The following is a 22225-nucleotide window of genomic DNA, read 5'->3' on the forward strand; positions in this document are numbered from 1 at the left end:
ACTGCCACCGGCAGAACGTGGGAGCGGTTCTCTGCACCGGCGGGATTGGTCGAGCGCCGCCGTCGGTGGTGTGCACGGCGACGCGGTCGCGCGAACCATCCTTTATGGCAGACTGCAGCTCTTTTCTGAAGGTTTGCGACGGTCAATTCCGTCGGTTGAAGATCGGGAGATTGAGTTTCGGCCGAAATTGACCTCCACCCAGTCCAGCTTTAGACTCTGCGGAGTATTCATCTTTCTCAAAGGACCTCTGATGCCTACGAACCAACAAGTCGCAGACTTCCATCGCGACGGGTATGTTTTGATTCCTGCGGTTTTCGATCGTGACGAAATGGCCGGCTTGTTGCGGTATTCCAAGGGTGATCGCGCACTGGGTGCGGAAGCGAAAACGCGCCAGGATGCTAGCGGTGGTGAGAGTCGATTGGCGGTGAGGAACGAGCTCGACGAAGATTCGATGTATACGGCAATTGCGTGCTCACGCCGGGTCGCTGATCCAATGGAGGCATTTCTCGGTTCGGAAATCTACCACTATCATCACAAAATGATGCTGAAGGAGCCGCGAGTTGGCGGTGCATGGGAATGGCACCAGGATTATGGCTATTGGTACAACTTTGGATGCCTATATCCCGACATGGGCAGCGCACTGCTCGCAGTCGACCGAGCCAACCGAGATAATGGATGCCTGCAGGTGTTAAGGGGATCCCATAAGATGGGCCGGATCGACCACGGCAAGGCCGGCCAGCAGGTCGGCGCGGACATGCAGCGAGTCGAGCAGGCGATGAAGCATCATGAACTGGCGTATTGCGAGATGCAGCCCGGGGACGTGCTGTTCTTTCACGCCAATTTGCTGCACCGGAGCGACAAGAACGAGAGCGAACACGCTCGTTGGTCGCTGATTTGTTGTTACAACACTCGACACAACGATCCATTCATCACAGGCAAACATGCCAGTTACAGCCCATTGCAACGCTGGGATGACGCCCGCGTGCGAGCTCGGTTGACATCTCAACAGGATGCAGGTTTATGACGCGAATCGCGCTGCTCGGGGCCGGGTTGATTGGCTCGTTCTACACACAGGCCCTGCATGGAGCGCGTAGCCGCGATCGGGTCGAGCTGGTGTGCTCTCGATCTGCAACCAACGCCGCTGCATTTGCTGCGAAATGGGGCGTCGAGCGTTGGACCACGAGCATTGACGAAGCCGTTGCCGATGAGAGAATCGATGTCGTGATCGTGGCCCTGCCCAATGATCTCCATAAGCAGGCCGTGATCGCAGCCGCCCAGGCGGGCAAAGCCGTCTTGTGCACCAAACCGCTTGGTCGCACGGCCGAGGAGGCATTGCAAATGCTGCGGGCGGTGGAGGAAGCGGGGGTGTTTCATGGTTACCTCGAGGATCTCGTCTACCCGCCTAAAACACTCAAGGGTCTGCAGTCGGTTCAGGCGGGCGACTTAGGAAGAATCCTATGGGTGCGATCGCGTGAGACGCATCCGGGACCTCACAGCGATTGGTTCTGGGACAAAGAGCGCGCCGGCGGCGGTGCGATTATCGACATGGGGTGTCACTGCATCGAGATTGCTCGCTCGTTTATCGGAAAGAATGTCCGACCGGTCGAAGTCGTGTGCTGGGGTGACACGCAAGTTCATCCCATCGAGTCGGAAGATCACGCGGTCGGTATGGTGCGATACGAAGATGGAGCGATCGGCCAATTCGAAGTCAGTTGGGCGTTTCGCGGCGGCATGGACTTGCGAGATGAAGTCGCGGGAACCGAAGGCACATTGTGGATGAACCATTGGCTGCGGACCGGAATGGAAATGTATACAGCGAAAGGGACGTCTAGATATGTTGCCGAAAAGTCCGAGAGCAACGGCGGTTGGCTGTTCCCGGTGGGCGATGAAGTGGCTGCGTTGGGGTACTCCAATATGTTCACCGACATGCTGGACGCGATCGACCAAGCACGCGAACCCACTGAGACATTCTATGACGGCTATATCGTCAACGCGATCATGGATGCAAGTTACCGGTCCATCCAAACGAAACGCTGGGAGCCGATCGAGCTACCGATTTGGCGTGGAAAGAAACCGCATGACGATGTGGGGATCGTCCCTGACTTCGACAGGGAGCACGTGTTGTTGAAACAAGAACGTATGCCTGATGGCAGAGTCAAATTGATCCTTCGCAACAAAGTAACCGGTGAACTCACTCATCGCTTCAAGTGAGGTCGACCCTCTGCGTGTCTAAACCGTGGCGGTTTCCTGCTACCCAATCCGCACCCGCGCTATTGATTCTGCGCCCCGATGCACTACCCTATACCCTAGCACAAACTCTATAGACCATCAGCCAGTGAGCGCAGCATGACCAGCGTGAATGCCATCAAGCAGTATGACCATCGTCGGAACGCCGCGGTGATTCTCGTCATCGCGATTACCTTCGGCTGGATGATCGGTGACTGGGGTGGCAGTCGCCGAGTTTCGGCGGAGGAACGCACGCAAGTGTCGGATGTGGCAGAGGCCTTCCCGCAGGTTGAAGTTCCTGGCGTCGTGATTGATCATTCGCCAGCATCGAGCGGACTTTACATCGGATCGCCGAGCATTGCGATTCTGCCGAACGGCGCTTACGTTGCTTCACACGATTTTTTTGGACCAAAGTCGGGCGAGCATTCGTCGGCAACGACAGCGATATTTCGCAGTGAGGATCGCGGGCGCACTTGGACTCTCGCGACGCACTTCAAGGACGCATTTTGGTGCAATCTATTCGTTCACAACGGTTCGTTGTACCTGTTCGGAACGACACGGCACCATGGCTTACTAGTGATCCGTCGCAGCGACGATGGTGGAATCACATGGACCGAACCACGAGATGCCGAGACCGGAGTGCTGACTGAGGCAGGCGAATATCACACTTCGGCCGTGCCTGTCGTCGCTCATTCAGGTCGTTTGTGGCGTGCGGTGGAAGACGCTAGCAATGGAAAGAAGTGGGGTGCTCGGTACGGCGCGATGATGATGTCGGCTCCCGTTGATGCAGACTTGTTGCGGCGGGAGAGTTGGACATTTTCGAATGTCATCAACCGTGACCCGAAGTGGATGGAGGGGCGGTTTGAGGCATTCCTTGAAGGCAACGCGGTCGTTTCGCCTGCGGGGCACGTTGTTGACATCATGCGGATGCACGATGGCGGTCAGGGTGGCAAGGCGGCAATCGTACGGATCAGCCGGGACGGAGAGCAGGCCACCTTCGATCCGATGCGTGACACGATTGAGTTTCCAGGCGGTGCCAAAAAGTTTACGATTCGCTTCGATCCGCAATCCCAAGCGTACTGGTCGCTGACTAATCTGGTAGTGCCAATCGCTCGCCAGGCTGGCGGCGCTGCGGCGTCGATTCGCAACACACTGGCGCTCGTCAAATCGACAGATCTGAAATCCTGGGAAACCAAATGCATTCTGCTCTACCATCCTGATACTGAGAAACATGCGTTTCAGTATCCGGACTGGCAGTTCGACGGAGACGATCTGATCGCCGCCATCCGCACCGCCTTTGATGATGGACAGGGAGGCGCTCATCGCGCTCACGATGCGAACTACCTGACCTTCCACCGGTTCATTGACTTTCGAACTCTGGAGATGTCGGATTCCATTGTCGATATCACATCACTGGGCCTTCCTTCGCCACCAAAGTTGGATTGAGAGGCCGGCCGGCCCGCATCAGCTATGATCCTATCGACCTCCTGTTTTCACGCCCGTTTGTTAAGTTTCTCGTTCATGGTGATAAGTGGTTTGGCAACGACACCAGTCTCCGGTGGAGATTGGCTGCACGGGCGCGAACGCCAGGTGACGTCGGGGCCGACGAACCATGTCCTCACCAATGCGAATGTTTGGTCCCACGACGGCCGCTGGATCTACTTTGACGTGCGATCCGATGCCGCCGGTGCAGCGTTCGACGGGCAGCGAATCGAGCGCGTCGAGGTGAGCTCAGGACACACGCAAACAATGTTTCACGCCAGTCGCGGTGCGTATGTCGGCGTTGTCACCGCAGCTCCCCACACGGACATGATCGTCTTCATCCATGGTCCAGAGGATCCCTCCGAAGACTGGAAGTACAGTGCATGGCACCGCCGCGGGGTGCTCGTCGACGCAGAGCTTCCGTTGACGGCGGTCAGCCTTGATGCGCGTGATCTGACACCTCCGTATACGCCCGGGGCACTGCGAGGTGGTAGTCACGTACACACATTTTCACCCGACGGGAGCTGGATTGCGTTCACGTATGAAGACCACGTGCTTGCCGAAGCAGACCGCGATCAGCCGCACGAGCTGAATCAACGCGAGGTTGGCGTGAGCGTCCCAGCTGACTTCTTGCCGAGCGAGTCGGTCGTCGTCAATTCGACGCACCCTCGAAATCATGACGGCACGTATTTTTCTGTCCTTGTTTCTCGAACGCATGACGAACCTCGGGCCGGATCGGACGAGATCTGCCGTGCCTGTGAAGACGCTTGGATTGGGCGCGACGGGTATCTTCGTAGCGATGGTAGGCGACAGCGCCGCGCGATTGCTTTTCAGGGCGAAGTCATTGCCGCAGATGGTAGGCATTTCAATGAAGTATATGTGGTTGACATGCCCAATGATCTCACTCGCCCCGGCGACCAGCCCTTGGAGGGCACACCGACGACTCGCCCCTACCCGCCGCGGGGTGTCGTTCAGCGTCGTTTGACCAATACGGGGGGGCGAAAATTTCCTGGCATCCAAGGACCTCGGCACTGGTTGAGAAGTTCTCCCGACGGTGATCGGATTGCCTGCCTGATGAAAGACGATGCTGGGGTCGTCCAGATTTGGACCGTTTCGCCACGCAGTGGTGAGCTGCAGCAGTTATCACACAATAGTCATGATATTGCGTCCGCCTTTACGTGGAGCCCAGACGGACAGTGGATCACGCACGTGATGGATACAAGTGTTTGTGTTACCAGTACGTCTACCGGAGAAACCTATCGCTTGACGCCGGTGTGTCCGGAAGCGGTCGCGCCACGCCCGGAGGCATGTGTATTCTCCCCTGCCGGCGATCAGATCGCGTATGTTCGGCGGGTAGCCAACACGGACGCCTCCGGCAAATCCCAAGCATACAATCAGGTTTTCATCCTGACATTGTCGACCGATATTGAATGATGCCGGAGTGCGATTGGCTGGGCGGCAAGATTGTAGAGTGTGCCACCTCGCAGCAAGATTTCAGTTGTGCCCCAGGGAAACGTCAATCCGCCAAGGCCGCCGGTTTCAGCACGGGGTGCCGTGCTGGATTTAGGTTGCCTCGACAGCGGCCGGCGTCGGCTCCGATTCGCCGGTTGTCGCATCAGGGGTTTCTTGGAGAGAGCGGATAAAGTTGATCAAGTGCCATACGTCATCCTCCTCAAATTCACCCGGGACGAACGTGACCGCTGGCATCGGAGTGCCCTCGATTCCTTGCGTGATTCTCATGTACAGCTCTTTCGCTGTTGAGCCGCCGTGGAAGGCGCCGAGCGAAAAGTTCCGCGGTGTGGCGTTGATCGGGGGCAGTGCACCGCGAGCTAATAGTTTAATGAGCGACTCGCGGTCCTCTGGTTTGATGCCAATACTGACGGTCCATTCCTTCGTCCAGTCGTCGTAATCGGTGTTCTGGCCATCGCCTCGCCCCTGTTCGCCGTGGCATTTGCTGCACGAAGCGATCTTGCCCTTAAACAGCAAACCTCCCCGCTCCACTGAAGCTTGAAGGGTTTCGGCGCGATCATCTTGCATGGCGGCGACGAACTCTTCGTGCGTATCGGGAACGACGAAGTCTGCGGGGGGATCAGGCACTTCGACAACTTCATCGGGTGCTTCCAGCCAAGCTTCGCCGATATCGGTTGCAAAATCTTCCGCCAGTTCCCAAGATTCGTCAAAGGTTTCCTTGGGCTCTCCGGTAGCATTCTGAGCCGCTGGATCGATTATTCGGTCTCCAGATTCCAGGTCCAATTCATACACAGCGTCGTCAACGAGTTGCCGTTCAAGTTCGCCCCGCCAGGAGAGATAAATTACATAGTCGACGAGTGCTTGGACGTCTTCGTCGGACAGATTCGGGATGGCTACCATGCGGGTACCATTGATGCCGTTCTTGATCAAGCCAGCGAGATCCTCGCGGGTTGGTTTTGCACCGCGTTCAGTCGACTTGTATTTAAAAATCCCTTTGCGATAGTCACGCGGGTAGGGAGACATCGTCGCAGACAATTCGCCGCGTCCATTGCCCGTGGTGCCATGACAGGTCACGCAATGGGTCTGAAACAGTCCCCGGCCATCCTGTCCGATACGGCCGGATGCTCGCTGCAGGTTTTCTATCGAGACAACCGATGCGAGGTCTTCGTCTTCCGTCACGATCGCTGGTAGCTTTGGGTTCTCAGGCGTTCCGAACATCTCCGTGACGACCCAGAACGCGTCCTCGCCAGCCTGCTCCATCGGAATGCCCTCCTTGATCTGGTACTTCATCGCGTGGACTAAGTTCGGTTCGAACTCGAGTGGTGCCGGTTCACTATGGCAGCCAGTGACGCAGCACAACGCAGCTAAGAGACACATGGTTGCAAATGCACCCGCCGACAGTATCCGATGCGCCACCACCGTGCCGTCGTGCTCGCGGTGTGACAATTGACCGCGGTGAAAACCTCCTGTGGGACCATTCAAATCTTTTTGGGGGAGGGTCGCGGCGTGGTCAATATCGGCAGTGCAAAAAATCATGGTTCAATCTGCAACGGGCAGCGGGGATTCAAGATAGATGAAACTCAGGGCTTTTCGAAATCTCGAGCTTCCTTGGACAGGGCTATCATCATTGTACGCAATCTTTCGTCGAGTTGGCAGAGCAGCGGGTCGGGCTGTCCCCGCGGACCACGCTGGGGTGAGACCTCAATGGCGTGGTCCACCTCAATGACAACCTTCATCGGCATCGTTTCTTTTGCTTTGCCGTAGATTGCCTCCTGAATTCGTTGGATCGTTTCGACGACTCGGGTGTCGGTGATCTGTCCAGGCATCATGTATTCGTCTGGAAACGATAGAAGAAACTGAGCCAAGTCCGCCGCTGCGGCATCGACGAGGTACGGTTCGGGGTCGCGTTCTGGATCAGAAGCTGGCGTGGGACTTTCGGCAAAGTAAGCTGTCGCGACGGCGCTGCGGATTCTGCGCACTCGCTCACGGACGCTGTCGTCGCTAGCTATTTGCAGATCGTAGCGACGTTCGCAGCGAGATAGCAGGAACTCGATCAACGCGTCTCGGCGTGGGCGCAGGTCTCCCGCGGACGCTTGACCCACGTGTTCAATCTCTTTGAGGGCCAGGTACGCCTCAGATACTCGCAGAAGTCGAGGTAGCAGGCGTGCTGGATCGCGGGAGGGAGGCGCCGCTTGCCAGCTCAACGCTGTCTCGAGTTGCCGGAGCTGTTCATCCGCCCATTGCCAGGTGTCTCCCAAGCAGAGGTACTTCAGGGCAACCGGATGCATGACAACCTTTCCCTGACCCGCGTTCTCACGCTTCTTCGCCGCGGTGCGGGCAATGAAGCTGACTCCGTCGAGTAGTGGCTTGAGCAGGTCATTGGTGCGATTGGTGGTCCCCTCGGGAAAGAGCACCAGCGGTCGTTCGGCAGTCACCAAAATATCGATCGCAGTCTCGATCGCTTGTCGATCGTTGCCTTCGCGGTAGATGCTAAACGCACCCATCCGACGCAACGCGAACGCTTCGAATCCGTTGGTGTTGAAGAGGTGCCAGGAAGCCATCGCAAATAGGTGCGTATGCACTTCCCGGGCCAGCCATCCCAGCACAATGGGGTCGGCGTAGCGGCAGTGGTTGGGGGCTAATAGCACTCCATGGCCAGCGGCAATTGAGTCGGTGAGGCGATCGGCATGCCTGAGTTCGTAGTCGATAACGCATTCGCGCTTGCGCAGATGTCGATCAATCAATCGCAGCTTCTGGATGGCTGCTGGCCAGACGTTGCCACGATAGGGCGGCACAAAAGAGTAGGGGCGCGATAGGATAACTGTCATGTGATTACCGTCCTCGTCGATTGGAGCGTTGGCCCGCTCGTCGCGCATGTTCACTCATCGCACCCGCCGCAGCGTGGGCCATCGCATTGACGAGGACCTGGGTCATGGGATGGGTCGCCACAGCGGTCACGCGGTCCATCGCCGTTGGTCCCCAACCCTGAGCGCGGCGGATGGCATTCCAGATCGCGTCGACGTCGGCGGAAGTTTGCGCGTGATCGAGTGAGCCCAGTAAATCGAATGTGTCTGAAAACTGGCAACGCTGACGGTCGTAACCCGATGCTCGAAACCGCTGGATCAGCCTCCCAATATCCTGATAGGTTTCTTGGGCCTGATGCAGCGTGTCTTGGTGACGCCGCGTCGATTGTTCAGAATGCTCCATCTGGTTTTCAATCCCCCGAAGGGACGCAACGATTTGGTCATCGGTTACCTCGGGCGTGCGACGTGCTTCTTGACGCAGCTCCGTAGATTGTTTCTCCGCAAGCATTTTGCGAAACAGGTCGATCGCATCGCGATAGAATTCACAGCGTGGACTCTCGATCTCATTGAGCTCCGCTTGAATCGCCTCGCAGGCAGACGTTTGTGTACCGAGACCTTCGATGGCTGATTTTCTCTCGGCGGTGAGTGACTCGACTGTACTGACCTGCGCGGGCAGGCCAAACTTTTCAGCAGCGCGATCACGGTGGTCCTGGATCTCGGACATCACCGTATCGAGAGCGGCACTATCCTCGGCAATGATTTTTCGCATCGCAGTGGGTGTGTTTTGCAGGTAGTCGTAATTGCGTTTGGCTTTGGAGTAGTCGACTAGTTTCGCAACGAAGCGATCCATCCTGCGGGTCATGCCGCGATGATGGTACTGCGATGTACCGAATTGGCGATCCTTGAGGTATGTGAACAGGCGGTCCTCTTCGTAGGCTGGCAGCTTTCGAGCAGCGTCCTGGCTAACCTCGTCGAGATTGTCCTGGGCTCGCTGCAATGCCACTTCCGCCATCGCTGCACGGTTAGACAGATCAACGAATGCGGGTCGCTCGGTCAGATGCTTTTCAACTTGCGTGGCAATCTCGTCTTGCCGGTATTCGGCAGCATCAAGTCGTTCGTTGAGCTCTTGAAGTCCTGTTTCGAGATTCGCCCGGAGTTCATTCTCGTCATCGAGTTGGGCCCTCAACTCTCGCACTCGCCCCTCTTTGCGAAGCAAAATTTCTCGCATGGTGGGGCGGATCTCAGCCCATGTTTTTTGGACGGATTCCGCCGTGAGGTCGGGAAGATAGTATTCCGCAAGCTTCCTGAGTGTGTCGTCGCGGTCGTTTTCGAGTTGGTCGCGTTGTTGTTCAATTTGCCCCATCTGTCCACGCAACTGCTCCAGCTTTACGGCGGCGCGGTTGTAGGCGGTAATCAGCTGCTGGTGAGCTTGAGGTCCGGAAATCGGCATGGGAACGAGCGCGTGAGATGAATAGGATGAGAGAGAATGACGTGCCGTTGGCTACAGAAAAAACCAGGCTCCCGTGGCTGCCACCGCTGTCGCAACTGCCGCCAAGCGGTAACGCCAGATCCAACAGTATGCGATGAATTTTTTCATCCCAGGTTGGGGCGCCTCGTAGGTATGGAGGTTTGCCAGGTATTGATCGATGGCGGCATCGATCTCGGCTTCGGTGACGCGGTCTCCTGACATGGCTGCGGTCCGCATCAGTTTTTCACGCAGTCGCACGCGGACCTCGTCATGCCGAAACATCTCCTCGGCGCTTTCACGCTGCTGTCGCATTTCACGTGCGACATCCATCACCCGCAGGGTTTCCGCAATGGTCATGTCTTCGCCCGGCAGCTTAGTTTGGGCACGCCGCCGATTGAGTTCATCGGGCGAGAGGGCACCGGGAGCCGGTGCTTGTGCCTGGGCGTTTGCACTGGAAGTCATCGATCAATCCCAAACGTCGTGGTTTCCTGGCAAGGATTCGCTCCCAGGATCTATCGGGCGTTCAACGACCATCACGGCCAGTCGCTGAAGTTTGGACGCCATTCTACGCTGACACGGCATCTTAGCGGGAGTGGAGGGAACTTTGTCGCGGCGATGTCCTGGTCGCGCACCACGGGCTCCCCAGGACGCGCGAATTTGTAAGGGATGATTGCCGCTCGGTTCGCAGAACGATAGCCTAATGGTCAGACTCTCTGTTCACCTTCACCTTTTCACGAGTTCTGAGTCATGAGCCAACAAGCCCGAGCAAACGCACCTGCTGCGCCCACGTCCGAATCCAAGTCTCAGACAACTGAAGCGACTCACGATCTTGACGCTCGTTCGACTTCGATGCGGGACTATCTCGACCGGGCGCTGGATACACTCAAAAAGTTTGGCACCGCTGAGAACCAGGCGCCTCAGGAATTGCTCACTCTGCTCGAGGAAGTCAAGCACATCGACGAACCGAAGGTGTTAGCGATTGCTGAGGTTATCAAGCACATGAGCTCATTCAATGCACTCGTTCGCGAGAACGTTGAAAGTGTGGAAGTGGGGAATCGTTACATGGAGATCGCGCAGATGTTCGATTCCGTCCGCGACGATAGCAAGCGACTGATCGCACAACTCGATGACGGCAAGATCTCCGGGACCGAAAAGGTCTCGAACTGGTGGATGAAGATGCGTCGCGGAACGCCGAGTGATCGGTTTGAAAAGATCGTCGAAGTCTACGGTGATGTCGCGAAGGATACGAAGGTGGCGTTGAAGTCCGAAGAGCAGATCATGGACGCCTACATCGACTTTCGGTTTGCACTCAAGGAAGCCGAGGTGCTCGCTCGCGAACTACTCGACAAGGAGTTGCCCGTCCTCGAGGCTGCCAAAAAGGAGTTAGCTGACGCCCAGCAAGCTGTCGACGATTACGCCGGCACCGATGAAGGTGGCAAGAGCCATCTGGAACTGCGTCGGGATGAAGCCAGACACAGCCTCGAGGAAGAGGACAAGACGTACCAGCTCCTCAAGGACATCGCGGAAAACCTTGAGATCGGTTACGATGTCGGGGAGACGCTGATCACCAAACTCAAGCAGACACATGACGTCAAAGAACGTGTGTTCCGCCGAGCGGTGACGTTTTTCACGACAAACGAGCACGTGTTTACGATCCTCGGCACGGTCTATACCAGCCAACACGGGTTGCACGAGGTGACGCAGGCCACCGAAGCGATGAAGGACGGTGTGAATAAGGGCCTCGAAGATGTCGCTAATCTGGGCCGCAAGCTCGAGCGGGCTGCGCTCAAAGCGGGATACGGTAGCACGATCAATCCGGAATCCGTGCAGAAGCTTGTCGATTCCATCAGTGGATTCCAGATCGAGTCATTGCAGATGATCGCCGAGCTGCGTAAAGAGAGCGACGAGAGCACCAAGGCGATTCGCAAGAGTGTCGAGGAAGGGAAACGTAAATACCAGGAGACTCTTGCTAAATATGCTCGCGGGGAATCGATTGGTTAGCGGACCTGCACGTAGGTCCGCTGACGCGGAACGTGCAACGTGATGGTCGAGGCGTAGCTCGTGAATTCGTATTCGTCGCTCTTCTCATCCTCTGCGGTGTGGTGCGCGACGACTAAGTACTGATTCGCGGTTTGAGGGACAAATGTGGCCAGCCCTTCATCATTGGTGCGAAACTCGTACTCGGAGTCGAACTCTCCCTTGAGTTCAGTCCCTTCGGGAATGAAGCTTACGACGACGTCCGAGATCGGCGTGCCCCGGTGAAGGGCCTGCACCGTGATGGGTTGGCCGACGACAACCTCACTCAACGGGCACGTTTGCAGCACCAACTCGAAGGGAAGGCCGAGCGGGCTTTCGTGAATGTGGTTGTCGAGGTCCGGTTGATCCAGTGAGTCGGCGACCAGGAAGTACGTCTTGGCGGTCCGGATACCGCGGACCGATGTGCCATGCTGCATAACTCGGTCGAGTTTTTCTACCACGCAGTTCATGCCTGGCTGCGTAGCCACGAGTGGTGTTGTCCAATACCCCTCCTTTTCTGCTGAAGCGGTCGTGAACATCGTGTCTTTGATGTCGGTGCGAGCCCCGTCGGGGGTGACATGTTCGACGGTGACCCAATCGAGATCGATGCGTCCCGCCAATTTAAAATCGCGGTGGTGGTTGCCGTGATTGCCCAGGCGGAGATCCACATGGGCGATCTCCCCGGTGCGGACGACCGGCGAATTTGTCTGCAACCATACATCGTGAGCGATCGCAAATTGAGAACTTTGAAGGGCAACAGTGAGGGACATCAGTAGTGCGTAGCGAATCATGAGTCTTCGTTCTTTGAGGGGTAACATGGAGAAAGGCTTCCTGCCGTCATTTCAACACGCGTCAAGCTTCCCAGCTCGACGCCAAATCGGTATATCGAGTGCCGCACTGAGGAGGCACTCAAATTTTTCAGACCAGCTTTTGATTAATAAAATTCTCATCGCAATGCCGTCTGAGCTTTGCTTGTGATCCTCCGGCAATTCATCAGGACTGACAGCGAGAACGCGAAATGAAGAGCCGTCATGACTAGAGTTCCTCCATCACTTCGTGGCCGTTGCGTGTCGAGAGAGCGCGCCAAATCTTGAGATCCACACTTTCGTTAACAAAGCCGATACTGCCGTCGCAGCGGGCGACATGAACCCCGCCGGGGTGATTGCTGCGGGCCCCGAAAACGCCCCAGCCGCAGCTTTGCATATCGGGGATACCGCTTTGGGGTGGATGGTAGTGGGTGTATCCAGTCCAGTATTCTCGTCCGCTTATCCAGCCGGCTCCGCGTTGCCCCGTCCAACCGCGGTGTAAGCTGCTCGCTCGCGTGTAGGCTTCCATTTGGTTCGGGTCCTCAGGCAGGACGTACCCCGCCATCCCGGGTGTGGAGGGGGGCATCGTTCGACTGATAAAGGCACACGTGACGTCAAACATGGTACGTCGACGCATCGCGTCAATCGTTGGCTCACTTGGCGATTGCTCGTGAACACCGAGCAAGTGTTCTGAGAAGGCGGCGGTGTTGCTCAGCCCGTCCGTAACGGCTTCAAAGCCAACGTGAGCATTGATCCAATTAATTCCGTTTGTCGCCACTCGCGTATCGTACTGAGTACCAACTCCGCTGCCATTGTTCATTGCGTAGTTTGTCGCGGAGTAGGCCTGGGTTGGCCCCGCTCCTCCTAGCGACGTCACATAGAACGTGCGGTCGCTGTCTTCGCTGGGGCAGGTCAGCATTGGTATCGGTGTTGCGGCGGCCACGTCATGGGGCGCCACGAGTTGTCCTGGGCAACAACCGACTGTGAGCGGCTGATCAAAATGGATCATGCTAAGCATATTGCCCTGCTCAAAAAATGGAGCCATCTGAGAGAACACGGAGAAGTTTCCAGACGTGCCCGCGCCAGTGGTGTAGTTGCTAGGCAGCTTGCGATGGCTGCTCTCGTAGTTGTGCATCGCTAGGGTGACCTGTTTCAAATTGTTGCTGCACTGCATTCGTCGCGCTGCTTCACGGGCGGACTGGACGGCGGGTAAGAGCAAGCCGACCAAGATGCCAATGATGGCGATGACGACCAGCAGTTCAACGAGCGTGAATGCCCGTCGAGGGGAACGTTTCGGATGGAGTGATTTCATGGGTAGGTAGTTCTGATTTTGGGTGGATGTGTGCGGTGATTGGGCTGTCGCGGAAATGTCTGCACAGAGAGCCATGCGGTTGCGTGGGTCTGGCGAGACCCAGAGGTAAGTAGCGCAGGTTTCCCCCTCGGTGCAGGGAGTTTGGTCGAGAGACCACACCCGCTATTGACGACATTGACATTCATCAAAGCGCGCAGCGATCCTGAGCAACGCACGGTCTGTTTTTTTGTGCGGTGACGTGAGGATCATCTGGCAGGCGGATTCGAAGGACGCTGCCGCGCTGGCTGCGAAGACCACGCTGGTGTGAGGAGCAAGACCTCGTTCACCTGCGCGGCAGCGGTGTGTCCGCTGCGCGACTGTTGGCGCAGCGACGAATCCACGTGCGATTCATGATGTAGCGAAGTCAGTCAGCACATCGCAGCGTCCATCGGCACAGGTACTCCCGAGGAGCTGTGGCAATGCGACGCTATTAACAATGCGTGGCCGGACTTCTACCGCTCAGCGCTACGGTATCGGTGGATCGGGGCGGCAGCCACCGGAACTGGCGTGTTCATTGGCGATCACGAGACAAAACAGCAAGCGAGGTTCCGGATCAGAGATCGGGCGATCCGCTGGAGCCACAATGACTTCGGAGAAGATCGACCATAGCCAGCTGATGCCACGGCACTTGGCAGCATCCTCCAAGCTTACCAAACGCACACTCGGCCCTGTCTGAGTCGGGGATGACGACTCCGCCGACGTGTGATCGGTGACGACCGCAATTGTGCAGCTATCGGCATTCGGCCCCCGGCAGCAGCAGCACGACGCATCAGTTGTCTTGGCGTTCAGCTTGGCGAGCGACTCTCGCCCATGGGTACTCGAGACCCGGGCGACGAGGAAGGCGGGAGGGGTGACATTGTGATCGGCGGCCCACTGCAGCTTTTCGATGTCGGAATGGCAGCAGCATTTATCCCAGCAAAAATCTGCCGTGGCACACCCACAGGAGCAGTTCTCGCACGGAAAACGACCCATCTTCTCAGGGCTCGGTGCCAAGAAAGGCAATCCGATCATGCTACACGACACCACCGCCAACAGCAGAGCACTGATGAACTGGCGCAGCGGTCGCAACCGCGGTCGATAGAACGACGAAACCGAAAACAAATTGGGGACAAAGCCTCAACACGGGCCAAAAAAAGGCTCGCTCCTCACAGTTGATGACTTTAGTCGACGCGACGGCCATTGTAAATTCGCACGCCGTCAAAATTCACTGCGGTCGTCCGTCGCATCCTAAGGCTACGTGGAATCCCGATTGTCCGCAGATGGACCTCGATCGTCTCGCTTTTTGAGGTTGCAGCTGACCGGCCGCCCCACTCCACGTCATCGATCGAAGCCAAGCTCCACGACGTTCTCGCCCTACTCAGGCTGCCCGGCGGACCGTCGGACGCTTCGATTTACTTGTGGCTGGTTTATCGATAATGATTTGGCGAATGCGTTCGAGCGCATTGTGCATTGCGACACCGTCGCGAAAACGTTTCGCTGGCGTCGGGTCGAGTGCCTTGCGCGTCCAGTCGACAAAGTCTTGGTGCAGTCCCTTTTTGAAGCGAGCGTACGACGGCAACGGAATTTCAAAGGGATATTCCGGCAGGACGCCCGAGAGCATTCGGTACACGATCAGTCCTAGTGAAAACACGTCACTGCGGTAAGTCGGTTTACCCATGGCCTGTTCGGGAGCGATATAGCCGAGCGTACCGGAAGCAGAGATTTGATGTCGCCGCGATTGATTTCGGGCCAAGCCAAAGTCCGTCAGGCAAATCCGATTATCCGGAAACAAAATGAAATTCTCTGGTTTAATATCCCGGTGAAGTACCCGGTTTTCGTGGGCATGGGCTACCGCCGCAGTCATCTGTCGAATGTAGTGCACGGCGGTACTGCGAGCTAACCGCCTGCTCAAGCGGTCGTTGAGACTCTCGTCCCCGAGTGGGAAGACCATCACAAACTGACCGTCAATGTAGCGAGCGTCCTTGAGCGGCAAAACGTTGGGATGAGTCAGTCCCGCCATGATCCGGACCTCCCGCTGAACATCGTCGAACGACTGGGCGACCGCCTCGCTCGACAAGTCCGGCAGCTTGAGGGCCACCGAACGATCCTCAATGGAATCGTGAGCTTGGAAGACGACGGCGAATCCGCCTTCGCCCAACCGGCGCACCAATCGGTACTTATCCAGTCGCGCGCCCACCCGCAGTCGCCGAGTCGCGTCCGAGTCGGCCATTACCAATCGTAGCTTTGCAGTCACTCGCAGTTTCTCATATTACACAGGTCAAAACACCAATCGGCAAACCGACCTGGTGCTTAGCGATGGGTATGGCTCAATTCTTCAGGGAGTACGCGGGTCGGCGTCATGTCATTGCTTTTTCCGCAGCGACTTTGGACGTCGATCCGGACAGACCAGCGACCGTTTGCGTCGGCCTGGACGATCCAGTGCGGCATGACGCAAACACTCTGATGGACCAGTTCAAAACCAGCTTCACTTTGACTGACGGTGGCGACCGGAAACGCCCAAATGCCGCTGGGGCGATCACACGTCAGTTCGACGTCGACATCGAGCCAGCGGTCCGAAAGCGAAAGCGATGACGCGTCGTTCAGTTCAATTCTTTCGCCGAGTTGCCCCAGTCGGTTGCCTTCAGCGTCGCTGAAGTAACGATCGTCGGCGCCCGCCGGCAAACCCGCGAAGTTCCACTCGACTGCGAAATGGAGGGGGCGGCCGGGAGGCAGATTTTCCAGCAGGTAGGCCGCTGACATGGTGTCACTGTCTTGGTCAATGGTGACAGCCTTGGTCAGGGTGATGGGAATACCCCACGCATTGCCGTCGCGTCGCATCTGTACCTGCACGCGGTCACCGCCACGCCGTAGCTTGGCCTCGAATGGCAGGTCGACGAAGTCACCTCGTTCGGGTGAATCACCGGTCATGACGGAGTCCAAGGTCGCATGGTTGTCGAAGAAGTGGTCCATCAAGCTCTTGCGGGCAAACCGATCATACTGGACGCACTCATCCAGGCCTTCCTGTTTGAAAACGACCCGGTCGTGAATGCTCGCCACGTCATCGCCACTACCGCCAGGACCTGCTAGTACTTTGCGGTGATAGGCCTCGGGGCGGCGCTGCAACGTCGCCAATAAATTGTGATTGATTCCTCGGATATCCCATTCGTATAGCCTGCCACCGCGGGCGGGGTCGAGCCACAGAACCATGTGTTCGTTAGAGAGTCGCACCTCCTGTTGGCCGTCAAAATCATAGTCATCCGCAGTGGCCTGGGGCGTTCCTAAAGTCCCATCGAGTTGGGCCAGTAGCGTGTCAGCGGCAATGAGATGTTCGTAGATCGCATTTCGCAGATGGGGCAGATAGATTCCACCAAAAGCTCCGTGCCAGTAGGGGCAATTGCATTGACCGCGGTAGAGATGATCGCGAACCTCGGCGAGTACGCCGCCGTCATATCCCGCCGCCTCGGCGTTGGCTAGCCGTTTGCTAACGTGCATCATCCGTGCGTACATCTCATTCGTTTCGTCGTACTTCGTTTTGAAGTTACGCCAAAAACCGCCGCGAATGAACGTCTGCAGCCGTGGCCATTCGGAACTCCGCTCCAGCGCGTGACTGACGTCCTCAAGCGTCTCTTGAGCTTCGACGGGTAAGGACCACTCGGTCATCTCCCGGTAGCTGCCGTCGGGGAGATAAGTCTTGCCTGCTGCGGGGACGCGGCGGATCGCCTCCGCCAGCGTAATTGTGTGCAGCCATTCCTGATTTTCGGTCAACGCATCAAAGAACGAGCGTAGCCAACCCTCGTCGTACACGTGCGCTTTTGTGTCCGGCCAAGTACCAAACTTTTCGCCATCGTCGCCAAACGTCATGACCGCGCCGGGGTGTTGCTGGGCGACCTCGCGCAGGTATGAAATCGTCTCGCCGGCCGGGCGGAATGGAATCGTGTAACGCAAGTGCTCACTGCCTGGGAAAATACGCAGTAAGCGGCCTTGATCTTCAACGAGATAGTAGCTCGTCAGATCGTCGTCGTTTAGACCGGCGGCTTTGAAGTGATAGTCGTCCAGGACGGTATAATGGATGCCTGCATCAACGACGTCGGTCGTCAAATTCGATTCCCATACGCGTTCGGGCGTCCACATCGCGCCCGGCGTCACGCCCACGTTACGCTTGAGCCAGCGACTGTAGGATTGGATCTGGCCGATACGATCGCGACTCGGCAACATCGTCAGAATGGGTTCGTATTGCGGCCCACCCACGATCTCGACACGACCGGCGTCGACGAGCAATCGCAGACGATCGAGGTACTCGGGATGCCGTTCGGCCAGCCACATCATCAGCGGGCCCGACGTGTGCAGCGAAATCTGCAATGCGTCATAGGGCTCGAACACCTCGAGGAACGGTAGGTAGCTGTCCTGATAGGCTTGCTCAAAGACGCCGTCGAAGTTGCCAATGGGCTGGTGATTATGAAGAACCAAGCAGAGATGAACGTGCGGCGTCATAGTGGCTGGCATTTAGGAGTGAAAGTGAGGCGAAGTGAGTCCAAGTCGTGACATATTGTACGGCTCGTGTCGATCATTCCGAATACCATCGATGAATGGATTGATTCGAAGTTTCGGGGTTTTTCGGCCCATTAAGCGGCGTGTTTGGTACATCCCTGAGAGTCTCGGTAAGACCGGGGAACTGCATAACCGTTAATCTCAACAGCCCATGGACTGATTATCGACGATCGTCGGAAATAAATTGAACAATTGCTTCAAATGCGTTTTCGATTCGACGAGGTTCCATCAAATTTTCGTGTTTTGCTCTTTTCAGCGCGCCGTCGGCTACGCTCGCCTCCCTATTCCTATGAGCCGCCATGAATAAAAACCTCCACATCCCGCCGCCATGCCCCTCGTCGACACCGACCGAATCCGCGATTCCAGCACAAATTGCTCGCTTGAGTGACCGGGACTTACTCGACGGATGGCGGCGGGATGGTAGCCGTGCGGCATTTGACGAGCTGGTGCGGCGCTATCGCGTGATGGTGCTGAGCATCTGCAGGCGGCATTGCTACCAAGATCAAGATGCTGATGACGCGTTCCAGACAACCTGGGTGTGTCTGGCGCAAACAGCATCGCAGATTCGCCACCCCGAGCGACTCGCCGGCTGGTTGCACCGTGTCGCGACCCGCGCCTGTCAGCTGACTCTGAAACAGCGACGTCGCCTGGCGAATTCATCCGACCCACGCGACTCCAGCGATCTCATCGATATGAATGACGTCCCCAGCGAGGATGAACAGGCCCTCGAAGCTCTATCGCGCCGCCACGAAGCCATCGTGCTCGACGAGGAACTCTCCGAGCTACCTGAACACTATCGCACAGCCATCGTCATGCATTTGATCGAAGGCGACAGCTATCAGAATATTGCCGAGCGGCTCGAATCAACCGTCGGGGCTGTCCGCGGGCATGTGCAGCGGGGCAAACAGGCTCTGGCTGCGCGACTTCGCCATCGCGGCGTCGTCCCCGTGCTCGCCTATGCAGCAGTGCAGTTGCTCGAAGTCAGCGAAAGTGTGGCAGCGGAGGTGACTAGCCGAACGATTCCGGCGGATTGGGACCTTTCGACGGCTCCGCCGGCCTCATCCACCGACCCGACCGGACCGCCGGTTAATCTCTATTCTCTCTCTAAGTCTGGAAGTTCGATGTTACGTATCTCTTCATGGGTTGTTGCAGGTTGTCTTGCCACCGCGGCAGTTGGCGGAATGTGTCTATCTCAAGTATCGGCGCTAGGGGATAACGGCGAGAAGCCGATGACTCTGCGCATGGCTGACGCGGGCGGAGCGGCAAACGAAGGACCTCCTGTGGTCGTAGGTCAAACGACGAGTACGTCTCCGCCTACTGAGCAACTGCCCCGACCAGCGACGGTGGCGCCAAAACCCATCGCCGAAACGCCGCTCAATTCATCCGGCTATCGCACGAAGGTCGCTAAGCAGGTTGCCGAAAAAATGGACTCGCAGGTAACACTCGAACTCGACTTGGGATTGGAGTCGCTCGCCGACGCCCTATCCCAACAGCTCGGTGTTCCGGTGCTGGTCGACGTTGGCGCCTTCGATCAAGCCAACTTGAATCCTTCGCAGACGACCGTGGCAATCTCCAGTGGTGATCAACCCCTGCGAAGTTCGCTGCGCAGAGTTCTACAGCCGTTGGGACTGCGGGCCGAGGTGCAAGACGAAGGGCTTGTCATCACTACGGACTTCACCGAGTTAGCACGGCGGGGCATCTTGACGGACAAATGGGTGGGGCTCTCGGACGAGTTCATCGCACGCGTCGATGATGTGTTAGCGACATCGGTGGCGTTGCCGCAGCCAGGAACGGCGCTGGAAAGTGTGATTGCGGAACTCTCGCTAGCAGTGGATTTTCCGATTGTCGTCAATGCGCTCGCGCTCGAAGAGGCTGGATTGACAGTTGATGTTCCGATTTCAGGACACCAGCGCAGCTCCCATTCAGAAGATCTGCCGGCGGAGAGCGGTGTGGAAACGGCGACAACATCTCAGACGAAGTCTTTAATGCAAAAGCTGCCACTGGGCGCGGCACTCAATTTCCTGCTCCAAGACCTCGGGCTAACCTATACGCTCCGGGACGGTATGATCTCAATAACGACGAGGGAACAGGCAGAGACTCGCCTGCTGACGAGGTTGTATTTCCTCGAAGGTACGGGACTGCCACGGGGCGAATTTACGTCAGCAATCTCGATGATTCAAACGACTATTGAGCCCGCTAGTTGGGAGTCTCTCGGAGGCGTGGGGACGCTGGTACCAGTCGGCGATGGCGAATACGCTCGCCCCGCACTGTTAGTCGGAGCGACTCTCAGTGTCCACGAGCAAATCGCCGACCTGCTGCAGTCACTGCGTGAGTCCCACATCGGACCTGATCCGATTTGGAGCGGCCGGCCGCCAACCCCAGTTGCTCCGCCTGCTAATGGCGGAATGGGTGGGGGAGGAATGTTCTAGCGGAGATCTCGTTGTGAGCAACGGTGATTATGTATTCGCATTGCTAACCACGACCTCCGCTCGTCCGCTACCGCTGGGTGAAGAGGTCTCGTAAGCGGACCAACTTCACATTCCTATGCTGTTAGAGATTCAAGCGTGCCGAGCACACTCAGCTCTATTCATCGAGGCTGGCGGTCTCGTTGGAGGCCCGAGTGCCCATCGCACCCCAGACTCCAAAGGGACTTTTCGATCCAGGGGCCTTGTGTCCGCCGCCGATGGAGACCGTCCACGCATTGGCATCGCTGCCGCTGTCTACGGATTCGGTCACGAATCGCACGGCACCATCGCACAGCAGAACGTGGGCACCGCCGGCGTGATAGCTACCTGCGGAATAGACCCCGGACATTCCGCCCAACGCGGTGCTCGATGGAAGTCGACACGTTGGTGAGTTTGGCGGCAGCACGGTCGTGATGCCAGTGTAGCCGACGTGTCCCTCCGCCCACCGCCGGCCGCGCGGATACAACGTACCAGCAACGTACTGACGGGGACTCTCCGGATCGGTAATCTGACCGCCTTGCTGATTCTTACAACCAAGAATCGGCTGGCGTGCAAACAACGGATTGTCTAACTGGTACTGGTAGGCGATGACTTCACGCCCTTCGGGGGTGCTATCGCCGACACCGATTTCAGCCATGGCAACGGTATTCGACAACCCATCACGGATATCTCGAAAACCGAATTGATATTCACGCGTGAACGCACCACGCTTGGACGCCTTGTCGCCTTGGTTGCCCGTCCACGCACTGTTAAATTTGGTATGGGTGTCACGATAGGCTGCACCGACAAATCGTCCGCCGTCGCCATAATTGAATGCGTAGTTCGTCTGTGCCATGCCGCCGTGTCGCGCTGAGTCGCTCGGGCAACGCAGGGTTGGGGATTGCTGACGGAATGGCTCGTAGGCGGCACCGGCAAATACCGGATCATTCGACCCTGGCGTGGGTCCCATCGCGGGAAATAGGTAGCCGGCCTGGGATTGAAATGGATTAGAAATCATCTGCCATAACGCCTGTTGCTCCATGTAGGGCAGCATTGCAACGAGACCGCTGAGCCGCAGGTTGTTCGCGTCGGGAGAATTTGTATTGCTATCCACGCCGGTCCCACCACTGCCCATCGGAAGCTTGTCATAGGCAGCATGATAGTTGTGGAGGGACAGGCCCAGCTGCTTAAAGTTATTGCTGCAGCTCATCCGCCTGGCCGCCTCACGAGCCGCCTGCACAGCTGGAAGCAGCAAGCCCACGAGCACGCCGATGATCGCAATGACAACCAGTAGCTCGACAAGTGTAAAACCTTGTCTATTTGACTTCAAAAATCTCATTTCAATCTCCAAATAAGAGCATCTAAAACAACACGGTAAACAAGCAACAAAAGTAGTTGCTAAGGATCTACTAAACTTCTGATGCGGGGACGTTGACGGGTTTGATTTCCTCTTCTTCCGTTCCCATCTGCTCATTCGGATCGATCGCACCTAAGTCCGTCGTCGCGGTGCTGCTCCCACAACCAGAGATTGAATTGCAGGCGATCAATAGCCCAAAAACTAATAGGTAGAAATGACGCATTGTTGTGATTCCTTGGAGAATAATCATGAAGCTCTTAAGCCCGATCGCCGA

17 protein-coding genes are annotated in these 22225 nt (G+C 57.0%); 6 read left to right on the forward strand and 11 right to left on the reverse strand.

Features of this window, described 5'->3' with window-relative positions:
* Positions 1–250 precede the first annotated feature (250 nt).
* The 4 genes from Poly21_RS09900 to Poly21_RS09915 all read left to right on the forward strand — a co-directional run bounded on the left by Poly21_RS09900 (position 251) and on the right by Poly21_RS09915 (position 5142).
* Entirely contained in the window at positions 251–1024 is a 774-nt protein-coding gene (locus tag Poly21_RS09900; RefSeq protein WP_146406649.1) for a phytanoyl-CoA dioxygenase family protein, read from the forward strand.
* Positions 1021–2211, forward strand: coding sequence for a Gfo/Idh/MocA family protein (locus tag Poly21_RS09905; protein ID WP_146406650.1), 1191 nt, complete (start codon positions 1021–1023; stop codon positions 2209–2211). Before Poly21_RS09900 ends, Poly21_RS09905 begins: the two co-directional genes overlap by 4 nt.
* Before the next feature lie 135 nt (positions 2212–2346).
* Positions 2347–3672, forward strand: a complete 1326-nt coding sequence (locus Poly21_RS09910) for a sialidase family protein (protein WP_302118338.1) — start codon at positions 2347–2349, stop codon at positions 3670–3672.
* Between the two features lie 90 nt (positions 3673–3762).
* Entirely contained in the window at positions 3763–5142 is a 1380-nt protein-coding gene (locus Poly21_RS09915; protein WP_302118340.1) for a DUF3748 domain-containing protein, read from the forward strand.
* 129 nt (positions 5143–5271) lie between these two features.
* On the opposite strand, the gene Poly21_RS09920 is transcribed toward Poly21_RS09915, so the two are convergent.
* The 4 genes from Poly21_RS09920 to Poly21_RS09935 are packed head-to-tail and all read right to left on the reverse strand — an operon-like array spanning position 5272 to position 9912.
* Complete coding sequence (locus Poly21_RS09920; RefSeq protein WP_302118343.1) at positions 5272–6714, reverse strand: cytochrome c; 1443 nt, start codon at positions 6712–6714, stop codon at positions 5272–5274.
* 44 nt (positions 6715–6758) lie between these two features.
* A complete protein-coding gene (locus tag Poly21_RS09925; protein WP_146406651.1) occupies positions 6759–8006 on the reverse strand; it encodes a 1-acyl-sn-glycerol-3-phosphate acyltransferase in 1248 nt (415 codons plus the stop codon).
* 4 nt (positions 8007–8010) lie between these two features.
* Positions 8011–9432: a hypothetical protein gene (locus Poly21_RS09930; RefSeq protein WP_146406652.1), complete on the reverse strand. Its 1422-nt coding sequence runs from the start codon at positions 9430–9432 to the stop codon at positions 8011–8013.
* A gap of 51 nt (positions 9433–9483) precedes the next feature.
* The gene (locus tag Poly21_RS09935) at positions 9484–9912 is read right to left on the reverse strand and encodes a DUF6384 family protein (RefSeq protein ID WP_146406653.1); all 429 of its coding nucleotides are present in this window, start codon (positions 9910–9912) and stop codon (positions 9484–9486) included.
* A gap of 285 nt (positions 9913–10197) precedes the next feature.
* Between Poly21_RS09935 and Poly21_RS09940 the strand changes: the two genes are divergently transcribed.
* On the forward strand, positions 10198–11451 hold the full coding sequence (locus Poly21_RS09940) for a cell surface protein (protein WP_146406654.1): 1254 nt from the start codon (positions 10198–10200) through the stop codon (positions 11449–11451).
* Here Poly21_RS09940 and Poly21_RS09945 read toward each other — a convergent pair.
* From Poly21_RS09945 to Poly21_RS09965, 5 genes are all read right to left on the reverse strand, one after another.
* Positions 11448–12257 carry a DUF4198 domain-containing protein gene (locus Poly21_RS09945; protein WP_146406655.1) on the reverse strand — a complete coding sequence of 270 codons (810 nt, stop codon included), beginning with the start codon at positions 12255–12257 and terminating at the stop codon, positions 11448–11450. The two genes, Poly21_RS09940 and Poly21_RS09945, sit on opposite strands and share 4 nt — an antisense overlap.
* A gap of 244 nt (positions 12258–12501) precedes the next feature.
* Positions 12502–13584 carry a DUF1559 domain-containing protein gene (locus Poly21_RS09950; RefSeq protein WP_146406656.1) on the reverse strand — a complete coding sequence of 361 codons (1083 nt, stop codon included), beginning with the start codon at positions 13582–13584 and terminating at the stop codon, positions 12502–12504.
* A 504-nt stretch (positions 13585–14088) separates the two neighbouring features.
* Positions 14089–14634, reverse strand: a complete 546-nt coding sequence (locus Poly21_RS09955; protein WP_302118347.1) for a hypothetical protein — start codon at positions 14632–14634, stop codon at positions 14089–14091.
* Between the two features lie 346 nt (positions 14635–14980).
* Positions 14981–15856 (reverse strand): serine/threonine-protein kinase, encoded by an 876-nt coding sequence (locus Poly21_RS09960; protein WP_146406658.1) that lies wholly within the window; start codon positions 15854–15856, stop codon positions 14981–14983.
* Between the two features lie 56 nt (positions 15857–15912).
* Positions 15913–18093 (reverse strand): alpha-amylase/4-alpha-glucanotransferase domain-containing protein, encoded by a 2181-nt coding sequence (locus Poly21_RS09965; protein WP_146406659.1) that lies wholly within the window; start codon positions 18091–18093, stop codon positions 15913–15915.
* A 356-nt stretch (positions 18094–18449) separates the two neighbouring features.
* Between Poly21_RS09965 and Poly21_RS09970 the strand changes: the two genes are divergently transcribed.
* On the forward strand, positions 18450–20579 hold the full coding sequence (locus Poly21_RS09970) for an RNA polymerase sigma factor (RefSeq protein WP_146406660.1): 2130 nt from the start codon (positions 18450–18452) through the stop codon (positions 20577–20579).
* Between the two features lie 154 nt (positions 20580–20733).
* Here Poly21_RS09970 and Poly21_RS09975 read toward each other — a convergent pair whose 3' ends face one another.
* Together Poly21_RS09975 and Poly21_RS09980 are read right to left on the reverse strand one after the other, a co-directional pair.
* Entirely contained in the window at positions 20734–21933 is a 1200-nt protein-coding gene (locus Poly21_RS09975; protein ID WP_146406661.1) for a DUF1559 domain-containing protein, read from the reverse strand.
* Positions 21934–22003: 70 nt separating this feature from the next.
* On the reverse strand, positions 22004–22174 hold the full coding sequence (locus Poly21_RS09980; protein ID WP_302118352.1) for a hypothetical protein: 171 nt from the start codon (positions 22172–22174) through the stop codon (positions 22004–22006).
* Between the last annotated feature and the right edge of the window lie 51 nt (positions 22175–22225).

Origin of the sequence: Allorhodopirellula heiligendammensis, assembly GCF_007860105.1 — a bacterium.
GTDB lineage: Bacteria > Planctomycetota > Planctomycetia > Pirellulales > Pirellulaceae > Rhodopirellula > Rhodopirellula heiligendammensis.